The organism is Allobosea sp. 10L417 (assembly GCF_056395485.1).
On the sequence record NZ_JBFTJP010000002.1, the window covers coordinates 824,839 to 839,655 of the forward strand.

At 66.5% G+C, this 14,817-nt stretch carries 14 protein-coding genes; 4 read left to right on the top strand and 10 right to left on the bottom strand.

Going from position 1 to position 14,817, the window contains the following annotated elements; translation table 11 throughout:
• Positions 1–18 precede the first annotated feature (18 nt).
• The 6 genes from AC1DE3_RS10090 to AC1DE3_RS10115 form a co-directional block, all read right to left on the bottom strand.
• Positions 19–894: a glycine betaine ABC transporter substrate-binding protein gene (locus AC1DE3_RS10090; RefSeq protein WP_441511465.1), complete on the bottom strand. Its 876-nt coding sequence runs from the start codon at positions 892–894 to the stop codon at positions 19–21.
• A 119-nt stretch (positions 895–1,013) separates the two neighbouring features.
• The gene (locus AC1DE3_RS10095; RefSeq protein WP_441511466.1) at positions 1,014–1,679 is read right to left on the bottom strand and encodes a DUF1684 domain-containing protein; all 666 of its coding nucleotides are present in this window, start codon (positions 1,677–1,679) and stop codon (positions 1,014–1,016) included.
• A 126-nt stretch (positions 1,680–1,805) separates the two neighbouring features.
• Positions 1,806–3,185 (bottom strand): FAD-containing oxidoreductase, encoded by a 1,380-nt coding sequence (locus AC1DE3_RS10100; protein ID WP_441511467.1) that lies wholly within the window; start codon positions 3,183–3,185, stop codon positions 1,806–1,808.
• Between the two features lie 81 nt (positions 3,186–3,266).
• Positions 3,267–3,923 (bottom strand): VOC family protein, encoded by a 657-nt coding sequence (locus AC1DE3_RS10105; protein WP_441511468.1) that lies wholly within the window; start codon positions 3,921–3,923, stop codon positions 3,267–3,269.
• A gap of 107 nt (positions 3,924–4,030) precedes the next feature.
• The gene (locus AC1DE3_RS10110) at positions 4,031–4,198 is read right to left on the bottom strand and encodes a hypothetical protein (protein WP_441511469.1); all 168 of its coding nucleotides are present in this window, start codon (positions 4,196–4,198) and stop codon (positions 4,031–4,033) included.
• 129 nt (positions 4,199–4,327) lie between these two features.
• Positions 4,328–5,383 (bottom strand): NAD(P)H-dependent flavin oxidoreductase, encoded by a 1,056-nt coding sequence (locus tag AC1DE3_RS10115; protein WP_441511470.1) that lies wholly within the window; start codon positions 5,381–5,383, stop codon positions 4,328–4,330.
• 336 nt (positions 5,384–5,719) lie between these two features.
• On the opposite strand from AC1DE3_RS10115, the gene AC1DE3_RS10120 reads away from it, so the two are divergent.
• The 4 genes from AC1DE3_RS10120 (at position 5,720) to AC1DE3_RS10135 (ending at position 8,828) form a co-directional block, all read left to right on the top strand.
• On the top strand, positions 5,720–6,655 hold the full coding sequence (locus AC1DE3_RS10120; RefSeq protein WP_441511471.1) for a LysR family transcriptional regulator: 936 nt from the start codon (positions 5,720–5,722) through the stop codon (positions 6,653–6,655).
• Between the two features lie 146 nt (positions 6,656–6,801).
• Complete coding sequence (locus AC1DE3_RS10125; protein WP_441511472.1) at positions 6,802–7,512, top strand: SDR family NAD(P)-dependent oxidoreductase; 711 nt, start codon at positions 6,802–6,804, stop codon at positions 7,510–7,512.
• 29 nt (positions 7,513–7,541) lie between these two features.
• Positions 7,542–7,772 (top strand): tautomerase family protein, encoded by a 231-nt coding sequence (locus tag AC1DE3_RS10130; protein WP_441511473.1) that lies wholly within the window; start codon positions 7,542–7,544, stop codon positions 7,770–7,772.
• Between the two features lie 306 nt (positions 7,773–8,078).
• Entirely contained in the window at positions 8,079–8,828 is a 750-nt protein-coding gene (locus AC1DE3_RS10135) for an SDR family NAD(P)-dependent oxidoreductase (protein WP_441511474.1), read from the top strand.
• A 109-nt stretch (positions 8,829–8,937) separates the two neighbouring features.
• Here the strand turns inward: AC1DE3_RS10135 and AC1DE3_RS10140 are convergent, their stop codons facing one another.
• From AC1DE3_RS10140 to ureC, 4 genes are all read right to left on the bottom strand, one after another.
• Positions 8,938–9,780: an amino acid ABC transporter substrate-binding protein gene (locus AC1DE3_RS10140; RefSeq protein ID WP_441511475.1), complete on the bottom strand. Its 843-nt coding sequence runs from the start codon at positions 9,778–9,780 to the stop codon at positions 8,938–8,940.
• A gap of 334 nt (positions 9,781–10,114) precedes the next feature.
• Positions 10,115–11,554 (bottom strand): FAD-binding oxidoreductase, encoded by a 1,440-nt coding sequence (locus AC1DE3_RS10145; protein ID WP_441511476.1) that lies wholly within the window; start codon positions 11,552–11,554, stop codon positions 10,115–10,117.
• Between the two features lie 175 nt (positions 11,555–11,729).
• Positions 11,730–12,776, bottom strand: coding sequence for a low-specificity L-threonine aldolase (gene ltaE, locus AC1DE3_RS10150; protein WP_476852327.1), 1,047 nt, complete (start codon positions 12,774–12,776; stop codon positions 11,730–11,732).
• A gap of 336 nt (positions 12,777–13,112) precedes the next feature.
• Complete coding sequence (gene ureC, locus AC1DE3_RS10155) at positions 13,113–14,816, bottom strand: urease subunit alpha (RefSeq protein ID WP_441511478.1); 1,704 nt, start codon at positions 14,814–14,816, stop codon at positions 13,113–13,115.
• Position 14,817: the final 1 nt, after the last annotated feature.

The window sequence follows — 14,817 nt, forward strand, 5'->3', positions numbered from 1 at the left end:
ACCGCCGGGGCCGAACGCTTACAGACCCTTGGCTTTCAGGAAGTTCGCCGCGACGGTGCGCGGCTCCTTCTTGTCGACCTCGACCTGCCGGTTGAGCTCCTGCATCACGGCGTTGTCGAGCAGCGCGTTCACCTGCTCCAGGGTCGCGACCACCTTCTCGTTCTTCGCGATGTCCAGGCGAACGACAGGCGCCAGGAAATAGGGCGGGAACAGGCCCTTGTCGTCGTCGAGCGCGACGAACTTTTCGGCCGCGATCTGCCAGTCGGTCGAGAAGCCGTTGGCGATGTCGACCTGCTTCTGCGTCAGCGCGTCGTAGCGCAGGCGCAACGCTGCGAACTGCTTGAACTCGCGGAACTCGGCGCCATAAACCTCCTTCAGCCCGGCGAGGCCGTCGCGCCGGTCCACGAATTCGGTGCCGGCGCCGAGACTGAGCTTGTTCGCGACCTTGCCGAGATCGCTGAGGGTCTTGAGGTTGTATTCCCTGGCCGTCTCCGGCCGGACCACGATCGCATAGCCGTTGTTGATGTTCGACGGCTTCAGCCAGGTCAGGTTGAACTCCTTTTCGTAGTAGGCCTTGACGATCTGACGGACCTTCTCGGGATCCGTCTCGGTCGTCGTCGCCTTCATCACCGCGTTGAAGCCGGTGCCGGTATATTCCGGATAGAGATCGATCGCGCCGCTCTTCAGAGCCTCATGCGCGACCAGCGTGCCGCCGAGATTGATCTTGCGCTCGACCTTGAAGCCGGCCTTCTCCAGCGCGGCGGCATAAAGCTCCGCCACGATGAACTGCTCGGTGAAGTTCTTCGAGCCGATCTTGATGGTCTGGGCCGTGACGGCCGTCACGGATGAGACGATGAGCGCGGCAGCGGCGAAGAGCATGGAGATGGGACGCATGGCGGTAAGCTCCTGAGCGTCGGTGGATGACAGGCTAGCAAGCGGGGCGGCCGGTGCAAGCGATAGCGCAGGAAATTGCCCTGCCGTGGTGGCTGGTGACCGATAGGCTCATGCGCGAACTATCCGGTGGGCGGCGGGTTCCGTTCCCCGCCTCGGACGGCTGCCGGCAAACTATTCTCAATCGGCGCGAGCGGGCACACCCAGGCGTCGGAATGGGCGCAGGATGGAAAGTAGGCGAAGTTGAAATCGAGGATCAGCCGGCCGTCATCGGTCTTGCCGAGGTCGGCGCTCTTGATCGTGTCGAGGAGATAGCGCCCGGCGGGATAGGTTTCGTCGCGGTTCGTCAGGTCGCCGAAGGGCAGGAAGAGGCCGCCGCCATAGCCGGTCATCCAGTAGAGTGTGAGCTCCTTGCCGAGCGCGGCACTTAATCCGTCGGTAAGCGCGAACGGGACGAGCCGGACCGCCTCGTCCTCGCCGAGCCGGATGTCGATCGCCTCGCGATCGCCGGTGCTCTGCAGGCCGACATCGAAGCGCAGTGCGGGGTCGTAAGGGAAGCAGTCGATGCCGCGGAAGCCGGCGCGCCGTTCCGGCGGGAGCGGCGACTGGGCGTGTTCGCGAAAGAGCCGGTCGCGCGTGCTGCGCCAGTGCTCCCAGCCCTCGCGTCCCGGCATGGAGCGGACGGTCGCATAGAGATCGGCAACCTGCCGCCGCCAATCGTGCAGGCTCGAGAACTGCCGGAGTGTGCCGGCCGTTGACCTGAGCGGTTCCGGCAATGCGTCGGCCATCGAGATACCTCCGCGTTCGGACAGTTGCGGTCGCCCCGGCGGTCAGCTGCCATGGACGGATCACACAGAAGCGATGACTCGGTGTCACCTCATGTCAGTGGGCCCCCTTTGCACCAAGGCCATGGTTCAAGTGATCGGCCGCAGATCGCCGAGCACGGTCGGGATCAGCTCCGAGACGGTCGGGTGGATCGGCACGGCCCATTGCAGGGTCGGGTAGGGGGCGCCGGCGTTCATCATGTCCAGGACGCCGTGGATCGCCTCGTCGCCGCTGATGCCGAGGATCGCGGCGCCGAGAATCCGCTTCGTGTCGGCGTCGGCAACGACCTTCATGAACCCCTTGGTCTCGGCCCGTTCTACCGCGCGGCCCACCCGCGTCATCGGCCGCTTGGAGACCAGCAGGGGGCGCCCGGTCTTGCGGGCCTCGGTCTCGGTCATCCCGACACGGCCGAGCGGCGGGTCGATATAGAGCGCATAGGCGGGGATGCGGTCGCTGACGCGGCGGCTCGCGCCGTCGAGGAGATTGGCCGCGACGATCTCGAAGTCGTTATAGGCGGTGTGGGTGAAGGCACCCCTGCCGTTGCAGTCGCCCAGCGCCCAGATACCGGGAACGGAGGTGGCGAGGCCGTCGTCCACGGTGACGTAGCCCCGGGCATCCGTCGTCACGCCGGCCCTGTCGAGGCTGAGATCGTCGGTGTTCGGCCGGCGGCCCACCGCCAGCAGGACGTGCGAGCCGACGACCTCGGGGGCGCCGGCGGTACAATCGACGCCAACAGCCACGCCGTCCGGGTGCGGCTTGAATGCGATGCAGGTCGCGTTCGTGCGAACCGCGATCCCTTCGTCCGTCAGGATCTCCCGGATGGCATCGGAGACGTCCTCATCTTCACGCGCGATCAGCCGCGGCCCCTTCTCGACGACCGTGACCTCCGCGCCGAAGCGCCGATACATCTGCGCGAATTCAAGGCCGATATAACTCCCGCCCACGACGACCAGATGCTTCGGGACGGTGCCGAGCCGGAGAATGGAGGTGTTGGTGAGGTAGTCGACCGCTTCGACGCCCGGCATGTCCGGCACGCTCGCACGCCCGCCGACATTGATGAAAATGCGAGGCGCTCGCAGAAGGGCCTCGTCGACGCGGACGCGGTCAGGGCCTTCGAAACGCGCATGCCCCAGGAAGACTGTCACCCCGTCCATGCCGCGCAGCCAGGTCTCGACGCCCGTGCGGGCATTGATCGTGACGGTGTTGGCGCGGGCCCGAACCCGCTCCATGTCGATCCGGATCGGGCAGTCGATCGTGAGCCCGTACTCGGCGCCGCGGTTGGCCTGATGCGCGGCATAGGCGCTTGCCACGAGTGTCTTGGTCGGCATGCAGCCGGTATTGACGCAGGTGCCGCCGAACAGGTGGCGCTCGGCGAAGGCCACCTTCATCCCCGAAGCGGTCAGCCGTGCCGCGAGGGAAGGGCCAGCCTGCCCGGCCCCGATGATGATGGCGTCGAAGCTTTGCTCCATGGCGTGAGCCTCCATCCTTGCTGCGAGAGCAAACGCGGGCGCATTCATGTGGGCCGCCGGCCTCGTGCCAGGCGGCGCGGCTCAGCTCGGCAATGGCGCGCCGTTCTGCTCGGCCACCATGAAGTCGGCGTACCACTCCGGCCAGTTCTCGTCGTGCTCGCCGGTACGCTTTTCGTGCTCGCCATGAGCGGCCGCAGCGCGCTTGAGCGCAGCAGCGAGATCGCCTGGCGAGGCGAACACGGTGTTGCCGCTATCCAGGCGCCCGGCCAAGCGCTGGGTGATCTCCTGCAGCAGCCAGCCATTGCCGTCCGGGTCGGTGAAGGTTGCGTATGAGCGATAGCTGCGCCTCTCTGGATCCCGGCCGCTGAGTGCCGGCTGGCCCGGCCCCGTCCGGTAGAAGACCTCACTGACCTTGGCGCCGCCCTTGACGAGTTCGGCGCGCGCGATCTCGATGTCCGAGACGACGAGATAGAGACCGCTGGCCGAGCCGGGCGCAGCCGCAGTAATGCCGGTGCCGAAGTGGATCGAGGCAGGCGAGCCCGGCGGCGTGAACTGCACAACGCGGAAACTGTCACCGACCCGGAAGTCGGCATCCAGCCGCCAGCCCAACCCGCCGTAGAAGCGCTTCGCACGATCGACATCCGCGACGGGGATGGCGACGACCTCGAGCTTCAGGTCAACACCGGGCACCTTGGCCGCTCCACCCGCAGGTTCGCTGTGTTGCAGAGTGTCGCTCATATCGGACTCCTCCCTTTGCGAATGTCTTGAGTGTGTTTACGCGCTCATGTCCGCCAGGGCCTGATCGCCCCCGGCGTCATCTATCGCTGCCTTGGCGAACTTGTGTGTCACCTCCTGCGCCGAGTTGTGCCGATGCAGCGCTTGGATGGCGGGTGCGCGTACTGGCCGGTGAAGCGCTTGGCATAGGCCGTCGGCTCCGGATGCGGGCGCCATTGGCATCGCCATTGCTGGTATGGGCCGGCGCGCCGATGCTGACGATCGTCGATGATGCGCATGGCATGCGCCGCTATTCAAGGGCGACCTGCGGCGACATCGTTGCAGGCGGACCTCCGCGCATCCGGCCTTCGGTTGCAACGCGCCGATCCCGCAGCGCGCAATGGTTGTCCACGAGCCTTCCGATACCGTCATGCGCCCAGGCCCGCCAGCGTCCGTGTCAGAGCTGCCGCCGACATTGGTCTTGCAAGCGGGAAGGCCTGGCCGGCCCAAAGCAGGGTAAAGTCGTCGCGCCCCGCCGCCTCGGCTGCACTGCGCAGCGGCCCCAGCGCCGTGCCGGCAGTCGGAAAGGCCGGCGCAAGCCCCGACAGCGGTCCGAGTTCCGCCATCAGGCGGTTGACGATGCCGCGCGCCGGCCGGCCGGTGAACAGGTTGGTGATCGCGGTCGGCCGTTCGCTCATGCCGAGGGCCTTGCGGTAGATCGGCGAGATGCTCGCTTCCGGCGTGAACAGATAGGCGGTGCCGACCTGGACGGCGGCGGCGCCGAGCGCGAAGGCGGCGCTGACGCCGCGCCGGTCCGTGATGCCGCCCGCCGCGACGACAGGCACGGAGACGGCATCGACGACCTGCGGCACCAGCGCGAAGGTGCCGACCTGCTCGGAGATCCGGTCGGTCAGGAAAGTGCCGCGATGGCCGCCAGCCTCGGCGCCCATGGCGATGACGGCGTCGACGCCGTGCTCGGCGAGCCAGCGCGCCTCTGGCACCGTGGTGGCGGAGGCGATGACCTTGGCGCCGGTGCGCTTCACCCGCTCGAGCAATTCGGGTGCGGGCAGGCCGAAATGAAAGCTGACCACCTCGGGCCGATATTCTTCGATGACAGTCGCGAGCGAGGCGTCGAAGGGCGTGCGTCCGCCCGGCGTCTTCGGCATGTCCGGATCGAGCCCGGCCTCGGCATAATAGCCGGACAGCCTTGCGAGCCAGGCCGCCTGGCGCGCCAGATCGTCGGCCGGCGGCGTATGGCAGAAGAAATTGACGTTGATCGGCCGCCGCGTGCCGGCCCGCACCTTGTCGAGCGCTGCGCGCAGTCCCGCCTCGTTGTATTGGGCACCCGCCAGCGAGCCGAGCCCGCCGGCCTCGCTCACGGCGATCACCATCTCCGGTGTCGTCGCGAGGGCCATGGGCCCCTGGATGATCGGCAGCTCGATGCCCAGGAGATCCAGAAGTCTCGTATTTCCTGTCGCGCTCACGATGAACCTCTTCGATTGGTGCCCGGTTGTCGGCGGGCGGAACGGAGCTTAGCCGCGATGCGCGTCCGCCGGGAGCCACTTGCGGATCAGTTCTCAGCGAGTCGATGGCCGAGGCCAGAATCGTCGCTGCGGCGCCGATCACAAACAGCAGCCGGTGGTTTCCGCCGCTGGACGGAAAGAGGAACGAAAGCCCGTACGGCACGGCCCTGACGTCGCGCCGGGCCGGCCCCGGCGGCGCGCGTCAATGGGGCAAGCCTGCTGTCCGTCGCCGGCCCTCCGCGCTTGACAAGCTGCTGAAACCGCGAAGGCTGGACGCTACGAGGCTATTGGCACTGCATGGATCGCATCGACGCGATGAAGGTCTTCATAGCCGCCTTGGACGAGGGGAGCCTCGCCGGGGCGGGGCGCCAGCTTGGGCGCTCCCCGGCAGCGGTGAGCCGGGCGATCGCCTTCCTCGAGCAGCAGGTCGGCGCGACGCTGCTCCACCGCACAACCCGGGCGATCAGGCTGAGCGAGATCGGCGAGCGCTATGCCGCCGCGTGCCGCCGCGTCCTTGCCGAGCTGCAGGAGGCCGAGGCCGTGGCGGCCGGCGAGCGTGTCGCGCCGCGCGGCACCCTGACCATCACGGCGCCGCCAATCAGCGGCGAGGAGATCCTGCGGCCTATTATCGACGCCTTCGTCGAGGCCTTCCCGGCTGTCTCGGTCAATCTCGTCCTGCTCGTGCGGGGCGCGAACCTGATCGAGGAGCGGATCGACATCGCCCTGCGCATCCTGGAGCTACCCGATTCCGCGATGACAGCGATCCGCATCGGCGGGGACGTCAGGCCGGTGATCGTGGCCGCACCGCGCTATCTCAGCCAGCACCCGCGCATTGAAGAGCCGGGCGACCTCAGCAGGCACAGCATTGTCGCCTGCACGGATTTCGGGCGCGATGCCTGGGTCTTCCCGCCCGCGAAGGGCGGCTCGGTTCCCCGCGCGGTCCAGTTCAAGCCGCGGCTCATCGTCAACAGCGTGCGGGCGGCGCTGGGTGCGGCCGTCGGTGGGCTGGGCGTCACCCGCCTCCTCACCTACCACGTCGCCGAGCGCGTGCAGGATGGATCGCTCCAGCTCCTGCTGCGGGACGCCGAGCCACCGGCTCGCCCTGTCAATCTCGTGCTGCCGCAGGGGCGTTCGAGCCTCCCGAAGGTTAGGGCGTTCCTCGACTTCGCCGTGCCCCGGCTGCGCGCGGACTTCGCTCGGCTGTCGGCGGAGTCGGTGGCGATGCATGGCTGAGACAGTAACTCTTCCGATTTATGGAAGAATGACTGCCGAACGTCGCGCATTCAGTCGAAGGGTGAAATTTCCGAAAATCGTTCTCGTCAGGCCGAACCGGCCGGGCGGCGCGCGTCCCGCGAGCTGTCGCAAAGACGAGGATCATCATGAGCAACGAACGGAAGGTGGCGATCATCACCGGTGCCTCGCAGGGCATCGGCGCCGCTCTGGTCAAGGGGTTCCGCGACCGCAACTATCGCGTCGTCGCGACGTCGCGCTCCATCAAGCAGGGCGCTGACCCGGACATTCTCGCGGTTCCCGGCGATATCGCCGATCCCGCGACGGCCGAGGCGGTCGTCCGTGAGGCGCTGGCCCGCTTCGGACGGGTGGACACGCTGGTGAACAATGCCGGCATCTTCATCGCCAAGCCCTTCACCGATTACACGGCCGAAGACTTCGCCAGCAAGATCGCGACCAATCTCACCGGTTTCTTCCACATCACCCAGAAGACCGCGGGCGCGATGCTGAAGCAGGGCTCGGGCCACATCGTCAGCATCACCACAAGCCTGTCCGACCACGCGATCGCCGGCGTCCCGACCGTGCTCGCCAATCTGACCAAGGGCGGCATCAATTCGGCGACCAAGGCGCTTGCGATCGAATACGCTCAGAGCGGCATCCGTGTGAACGCGGTCTCGCCCGGCGTGATCAAGACGCCGATGCACGCCCCCCAGACGCACGAGTTCCTGGCCAATCTCCACCCGGTCAAGCGGATGGGCGAGATCAAGGACATCGTCGACGCCGTGCTGTTCCTCGAGAGCGCTCCGTTCGTCACGGGCGAGATCCTGCATGTCGACGGCGGACAGAGCGCCGGCCACTGAAGCGCAAGCCAAACCAGAAGGAGGCTTTCATGCCGATCGTCACCATCCAGGTCACGCGGGAGGGCTCTGGCCCTGGCCGTACCTCGGTAACCGCCGAGGAGAAGGCCAGGCTCATCGCCAGCGACAGTCAGCTCCTGTTCGATGTCCTAAACAAGCCGCTCGACTCCACCTTCGTGGTGATCGAGGAAGTCGATCTCGACAACTGGGGGTGGGGCGGCCTGCCAGTCCCGGAATACCGCCGGCGACGTGCGGCAAGTTAGTCCACGGCAACACGCTCGGGCCGGCAATCCGCCGGATATCCGAAAAGATATGCCATGACTGCGGCTGACCAGTCGCGGTCGTTCGATCTGCCTGGCGTCGAGTTGGCGATTGCGAAGGCGAAGCCGCAGCGGACCTTCTTGAGGGGCCAGCGTTTGGTCCGGCTGTCTCGCCTAACGTCAAACCGGCGGGAGCCCTGACATCCGCGCCCGCCCGCCGCGCAACCCTGCCCGCGCGCTGGCGGGCCTTGAAGCCACCCCCTTCACCGCGGCTATAAGGCGCTGCACAAGCGGAGGGGGAGTGCCCGCATGACCAAGGAATTCACCGGCAAACGCGTGATCGTGATGGGCGGCAGCCGTGGCATCGGGCGTTCCATCGCGCTCGGCTTCGCGGCGGGCGGCGCATCTGTCTCGATCTGTGCCCGGGGCGCTGGCCCGCTCGAGGCGACGCGCCGGGAGATCGAGGCGCTCGGCGTCACCGCTCATGCGGCCAGCGTCGACCTCGCCGACGCGGATGCGATTGCGGCCTATGTGCCCGCGGCGGCGAAGGCCCTCGGCGGGCTGGACATCCTCGTCAACAACGCCTCCGGTTTCGGCCAATCGGACGACGAGGACGGTTGGGCCGCCTCGCTGAGCGTCGACATGATGGCTGTCGTTCGCGGCAGCCACGCGGCTATCCCGCACATGGAACCGGGCTCGTCGATCGTGAACATCTCGTCGATCTCGGCCCTGCGCGCCTCCTCGCGTTCGGCGCCCTACGGCGCCATCAAGGCGGCCGTAATGCACTATACGGCGAGCCAGGCGAAGATGCTGTCGCGCAAGGGGATCCGGGTGAATTGCGTCGCGCCCGGTTCGATCGAGTTCCCGGGCGGTTCCTGGGAGGATCGAAAGACCTCGAACCCCGCGCTCTATCAGGCGACGCTGGCCACCATCCCGTTTGGCCGGATGGGCAAGCCCGAGGAAGTCGCCGAGGTCGTGCTCTTCCTCGCCTCCGCCAAGGCGAGCTGGGTCACCGGCCAAAGCATCGTGGTGGACGGCGGGCAACTCGTCGGGCCCTGACCCTCGCCATTGCGCTTGGCGCGTCGTAACCGCGCCAAGCGCAGGCTTGCATAATTGCCCGCTGGCGGGGCTCGTCGTCCGCAGGGTATCGCGCGCTCTGGCCCGCGCCTTATTTCGGCACGCCGTTGATGACGAAGAGGGCGCGCGTGAACTGATCGGGCGGGAAGCTGCCGAAGCTGCGGGCGTAGATCTCCTTCACACGATCGGTGCGATAGAGCTCCGCCAGCGTGGCGTCGACGAGCAAGCGCAGCTTTTCGTCGCCGCGCGGCAGAGCCAGCGCGTAGGTCTCGAACGTGAAATACTGGTCGGAAAGCTTCATGCCCGAGCGGTTCGGGCTGTTCAGCAGATGATAGCTGAGGATCCCGCGATCCGCGAAATAGGCGTCGATCTTGCCGGCGGAGAGGCTCCGGACACCGTCGGGATGAGTTGCCATCGGGATGATCTCGGCCTGGATTCCGAGTTGCCCCAACGTCGCCTTCAGGACTTCTTCGGTCGTCGTGCCCCGCAGGACGCCGATCCTTTTGCCGCGAAGATCCTCAAGGCGGACGACCTCGTTGCTCCGGTGCAGCACGCCGGCGCCGTCGATGAAGGTCGGGAGCGAAAAATCGACGATGGCGCGGCGCGACATCGTCATCGAAGTCGGGTCGCAAAGAAGATCGATCTTGCCATCGCGCAGGGCTTCGAGACGATTCGCGGATGAGACCTCGAAATATTCGAGCTTGAGCGCCGGGATGGCTTGCGCGTTCTTCACGCTGGCAGCAACTTCGCGGCAGAGGTCGACGATGTATCCGGAAGGATCGCCCCTGGACGTGCGATAGGAGTACGGTGGCGCATCGGCCCGGAAGCCAAGCCGCAACGTGCCGGTCTCGCGAGCCCGTGCCAGCGTGTCGGCCGCCGCGCTCGCCGTCGATATCGCCGTGCACAGAAACGCGATCAAGAAAGCCCGCATCATCTGCCCCCCTCCATCCGGCAAGTATGCGCACACTAGGCCGGCAGGATAAATCGAAGAACGCCGTTTCCGGCGGCTGAGGCTTGCGGCGCTTGCGTATCGGCCCGATCGCAACTTCCGGCTCGCGGCGCTGCAGCAATCGCCGATCTCGGCGCTGCCACCGACATTCGTCGATCTCGGCCGCCGGGGCGTTTGCCGCCCTGCGACTGCCGGAAACCGCTTCCGCCGGACGAGGGCGCTTCCAGGCGAGCGGGCGCCCGATAGCGCAAAGAAAGCGCGCCAAAACAAGCGATAGGGCATCTCCACGGTTCGGGAATGCGTGGAAATGCCCCTGTGCTTATGCCGCCATTGTATTCGTCATCGGCGTCACGTTCTGATTCATGCGAAACAGGTTGGATGGATCGTAGCGTAACTTCAGCATGGCGAGGCGCTGATAACTGGCACCGTAGGCCTCCTGGACGCGATCTGCCTCGTCGGCCGGCATGAAATTGATATAGGCCGTGCCGGCGGAAAGCGGTCTCGCGGTTTCGAAGAGCTCTCGTGCCCAGCCAATGAAGGCCGGATCCATGCCTTGTTCACGCCAGCGCGCATGAACGTTCATCACGAAATGGGAGCTGCGCTGGGGAAATGCCGTGGAGGCGGCGGCCACGCGGCCTGCGGCACCGCCGACATGCGCGATGAAAATCTCGCATTCCGGCCCCGGCAGCCGGCGCGCCGCACGGAGCAGGATATCGATGGCAGCATCCGAGAGCTCGGTGAAATCGTGGCTCTTCCAGTAGTTGCGGGCGCCCGGCGTGAGCAGGGGATCGAATGCCTGTTGCCACGCGGTGAACGGGGCGGGACCGACGACATCGGCGATCGGCCTCCCGATCGAACGCAGCATCGCAGTGGCCTTTTCGCCCTCGGCGATGTCGCCGCAGTAGCACATTGCGAGGATCAGCACCTCCTTGCCGTGCCACTCCGCCGGTAGAAACGGAAGAGGCGGCGCCTTTCGCATCACGGCCCAGCATGTCAGCTCGTCGGGGGCGGCTTCGAGCGCCGCGCGATAGTTCTTCAGGATGAGCTCGGCATCGTCGAGCGGATGGACGACGAGGCCCGAGAAGACCTGAGGGCCAAACCGATGCAGCCGGAACTCGAACGCCGTCACGACGCCGAAATTCCCGCCGCCGCCGCGCAGGGCCCAGAACAGGTCGGGCTCTTCCGTCTCGCTGGCCCGCCGGAGTTCGCCATCGGCGGTGACGATCTCGACCGATATGAGGTTGTCCAGGGTCAGGCCGAACTTCCGTGTGATCCAGCCAAAGCCCCCGCCCAGCGTCAACCCGGCGATGCCTGTGGTCGAATTGATGCCCGTCGGCACGATCAGCCCGGCGGCTTGCGTCTCCCTGTCGACATCGGCGAGGGTTGCTCCCGGTTCGACCCGGGCGCGCTGCGCTGCCGCGTCGACGCGGATTGATTTCATCGGCGAAAGATCGATCATCAGGCCGCCGTCGCAAACGGCGTTCCCGGCGATGCCGTGGCCGCCCCCGCGCACCGAGACGAGCAACCCGTTGTCGCGCGCGAACCGCACCGCGCTGACGACATCGGCGGCGGACATGCAGCGTATGATCAGCCCGGGCTTGCGGTCGATCATTCCGTTCCAGATGGCGCGCGCGTCGTCATAGCCTGCATCATGCGGGGCGAGGAGGCTGCCGCTCAGCTGTGCGGCAAATGCTTCGACGGCCGAGCTCGCGATGCTCGTCTTTCCGGCCGTCAGCGTCGTAAGGCTGTGTGCAGGCATGATGGCTCCTCCGGAACGGGTGCACTGGCTTTCGCCCCCCGGCGACCGGGAATGTGCGTCCATTCGTGGCGCCACGCAGTGATGCAGGTCACACAGCGCGAGCTGCAACGCTTCAGCGGAGAAGCGCCGCACGCCCGGCTTTCGCAATCCGGAAAAACGGTGACTGGCCCGCGCTTTAGGCGTTGGATCTCAACTCTGTTGAGAGCTTCTGCTTGTCGAAGAAGGCCTCGCAGGCTTCGGCAACCCGCTCGACGGACGCGTCATCCACATCCAGATGGGTAACCCAGCGCAGCGTCCCGTAGCGGCCGCTGACGCCGATGCCGCGCTCGCGCAGAAATGCGGCGAGGGTGGCTGTGTCGAGCCCCTTCGGCGTCATGAACACCATGTTCGTCCGCGCCGGTCCCGCGCCGAGGTCCGGAAAACACGCGAGCACAGCCGCGAGATCCGCAGCGCGCCGGTGATCCTCGCTGAGCCGCGCGACGTTGTGCTCCAGGGCGTAGATGGCGGCCGCAGCGATCACGCCGGTCTGGCGCATGCCGCCGCCCAGCATCTTCCGGATCCGGCGGGCCTTCTCGATGAAGTCCTTCGGGCCGACGAGGATCGATCCGATCGGCGCGCCCAGCCCCTTCGAGAGGCACATCGACACCGTGTCGAACTGCCCGGCGATCCAGGCCGCGTCGCGGTTGCTCGCCGCGGCTGCGTTCATTAGCCGGGCGCCATCGAGATGGGTGGCAAGGCCGCGCGAGCGGGCAAGCCCGGTCGCAGCCTCCAAATAGGCATCGGGCAGGACGAGGCCGTTGAAGGTGTTCTCCAGCGCCAGCAGCCGCGTCATCGCGAAATGGAAGTCGTTGGGCTTGATTGCATTGGCGATGGCGTCGAGCGCGATCGTGCCGTCCGGCTCATTGGGCAAGGGCTGCGGCTGGATCGAGCCCAGCACGGCCGCGCCGCCGCCTTCGAGCCGATAGGTGTGAGCCATCTGGCCGACGAGATATTCGTCGCCGCGGCCACAATGGGCCATCAGAGCGGCGAGATTGGCCTGCGTGCCAGTGGGGAAGAAGAGGGCGGCTTCCTTTCCCAGCCTCTCGGCGGTCATCGCTTCCAGGCGCTTGGTGGTCGGGCAATCGTCGTAGACGGCATCGCCCACCTCGGCGCCAGCCATCGCGGCCCGCATGCCGTGGTCGGGGCGCGTGACCGTATCCGAACGGAAGTCATCCACCAGCATCGATCAGATCCTTATTCAGCGTGAGTCTGCTCGGGCGAGAGCCCCACCGGAGCGGTATAGGATAAAGCGGCGGTTCAACGCTCGGGCAAATTGACCGCGAAGCCGCGAAGGCTGGATTTCTTGAACCGGTTCTTCATGGCCACGCCGGTCTGCCGCATCGCCTCGACGCGGTTGTCCAGCGGCCTGTTACGCGCGTCTCGCTGCCGACAATGAGCGCGGACGGCGGTCCACCTGATTGCACCGCCGCGCGCTGAACGATCCTGCCGACGAGGAACGCTCAACCCGGCGGAGCGGGCAGGGGGCACGGCGAGGCGGCCGTGCCGAACCCCTCGGACGTCAGAACAGGAAGTATCGCTGCGCCATGGGAAGCGAGGTCGCCGGCTCGCAGGTGATGAGTTCGCCGTCGACACGCACCTGATAGTTCTGCGGATCGACCTCGATCTTCGGCGTCAGCGCATTGTGGATCATGTCCTTCTTGCGGATGCCGCGCGTGCCTTTCACCGCCACCAGCTGTTTTTGCAGCTGCAGCTTGTCGCCGATTCCATCATCGAGCGCCGCCTGCGAGACGAAGGTGACGCCGGTCTTGGCCCGCGCACGCCCCATGATGCCGAACATCGGCCGGTAATGCACCGGCTGCGGCGTCGAGATCGAGGCGTTCGGGTCGCCCATCGGCGCGGTGGCAATCATGCCGCCGATCAGGACCAGCGACGGCTTGACGCCGAAGAAGGCCGTTTTCCAGAGCACCAGATCGGCGCGCTTGCCGATTTCGATCGAGCCGAGCTCATGGGAGAAGCCATGGGTGATCGCGGGATTGATCGTGTATTTCGCGACATAGCGCTTGCAGCGGAAATTGTCGTTGCGTTCGCTGTCCTCGGGCAGCGGACCGCGCTGCACCTTCATTTTATGCGCGGTCTGCCAGCAGCGCAGGATCGTCTCGCCGACACGGCCCATCGCTTGCGAATCCGACGACATCATCGAGAAGGCGCCGAGATCGTGCAGGATGTCTTCCGCCGCGATCGTCTCCTTGCGGATGCGCGACTCCGCAAAGGCGACGTCCTCGGGAATCCGCGGGCTGAGGTGGTGGCACACCATCAGCATGTCCAGATGCTCGTCGATGGTGTTGACCGTGTAGGGCCGGGTCGGATTGGTCGAGGAGGGCAGGATGTTCTCCTGGCCGGCAGCCGTGATGATGTCCGGGGCATGGCCGCCCCCGGCACCTTCCGTATGGAAGGAATGGATCGCGCGGCCCTTCGTCGCCGCGAAGGTGTCACCGACGAAGCCGCTCTCGTTCAGCGTGTCGGAATGCAGCCCGACCTGGACGTCCATTTCGTCGGCGACGGAGAGGCAACAGTCGATCGCGGCCGGGGTCGTGCCCCAGTCCTCATGCAGCTTGAGGCCGATGGCGCCGGCCCGGATTTGCTCGCGCAGCGGCTCGGGCAGGCTCGCATTGCCCTTGCCGAGGAGGCCGACATTGAGCGGCAGCTCCTCGATCGCCTCGAGCATGCGGTGAATATACCAGGGACCCGGCGTCACGGTGGTGGCGAGCGTGCCGACGGAAGGCCCAGTGCCGCCGGCGACGAAGGTCGTCGTGCCGCTGGCAAGCGCCATCTCCGCCTGCTGCGGCGCGATGAGATGGATATGGGCATCGACGCCGCCGGCAGTCAGGATCTTGCCTTCGCCGGCAATGACATCCGTGCCCGGGCCGATGACGATGTCGACGCCGGGTTGGATATCGGGATTGCCGGCCTTGCCGATCGCGGCGATGCGCCCATCCTTGATGCCGACATCGGCCTTCACGATCCCCCAATGGTCGAGAATGACCGCATTGGTGATGACGAGATCCACCACGTCGGCGGCATTGCGCTGGCTCTGGCCCATACCGTCGCGGATGACCTTGCCGCCGCCGAAGGTGACCTCGTCGCCATAGACGGTGTGGTCTTCCTCGATCTCGATGACGAGTTCCGTGTCGGCGAGGCGGATGCGGTCGCCCTTGGTCGGGCCATAGAGCGACGCGTAGTTCTCGCGGGTGATGCGCGCCATC

Excerpts from the sequence above, each read along its gene's own strand:
- AC1DE3_RS10090 (WP_441511465.1), bottom strand. The coding sequence starts at position 894 with ATGCGTCCCATCTCCATGCTCTTCGCCGCTGCCGCGCTCATCGTCTCA.
- AC1DE3_RS10095 (WP_441511466.1), bottom strand. The coding sequence starts at position 1,679 with ATGGCCGACGCATTGCCGGAACCGCTCAGGTCAACGGCCGGCACACTC.
- AC1DE3_RS10100 (WP_441511467.1), bottom strand. The coding sequence starts at position 3,185 with ATGGAGCAAAGCTTCGACGCCATCATCATCGGGGCCGGGCAGGCTGGC.
- AC1DE3_RS10105 (WP_441511468.1), bottom strand. The coding sequence starts at position 3,923 with ATGAGCGACACTCTGCAACACAGCGAACCTGCGGGTGGAGCGGCCAAG.
- AC1DE3_RS10110 (WP_441511469.1), bottom strand. The coding sequence starts at position 4,198 with ATGCGCATCATCGACGATCGTCAGCATCGGCGCGCCGGCCCATACCAG.
- AC1DE3_RS10120 (WP_441511471.1), top strand. The coding sequence starts at position 5,720 with ATGGATCGCATCGACGCGATGAAGGTCTTCATAGCCGCCTTGGACGAG.
- AC1DE3_RS10125 (WP_441511472.1), top strand. The coding sequence starts at position 6,802 with ATGAGCAACGAACGGAAGGTGGCGATCATCACCGGTGCCTCGCAGGGC.
- AC1DE3_RS10130 (WP_441511473.1), top strand. The coding sequence starts at position 7,542 with ATGCCGATCGTCACCATCCAGGTCACGCGGGAGGGCTCTGGCCCTGGC.
- AC1DE3_RS10135 (WP_441511474.1), top strand. The coding sequence starts at position 8,079 with ATGACCAAGGAATTCACCGGCAAACGCGTGATCGTGATGGGCGGCAGC.
- AC1DE3_RS10140 (WP_441511475.1), bottom strand. The coding sequence starts at position 9,780 with ATGATGCGGGCTTTCTTGATCGCGTTTCTGTGCACGGCGATATCGACG.
- AC1DE3_RS10145 (WP_441511476.1), bottom strand. The coding sequence starts at position 11,554 with ATGCCTGCACACAGCCTTACGACGCTGACGGCCGGAAAGACGAGCATC.
- ltaE (WP_476852327.1), bottom strand. The coding sequence starts at position 12,776 with ATGCTGGTGGATGACTTCCGTTCGGATACGGTCACGCGCCCCGACCAC.
- ureC (WP_441511478.1), bottom strand. The coding sequence starts at position 14,816 with ATGGCGCGCATCACCCGCGAGAACTACGCGTCGCTCTATGGCCCGACC.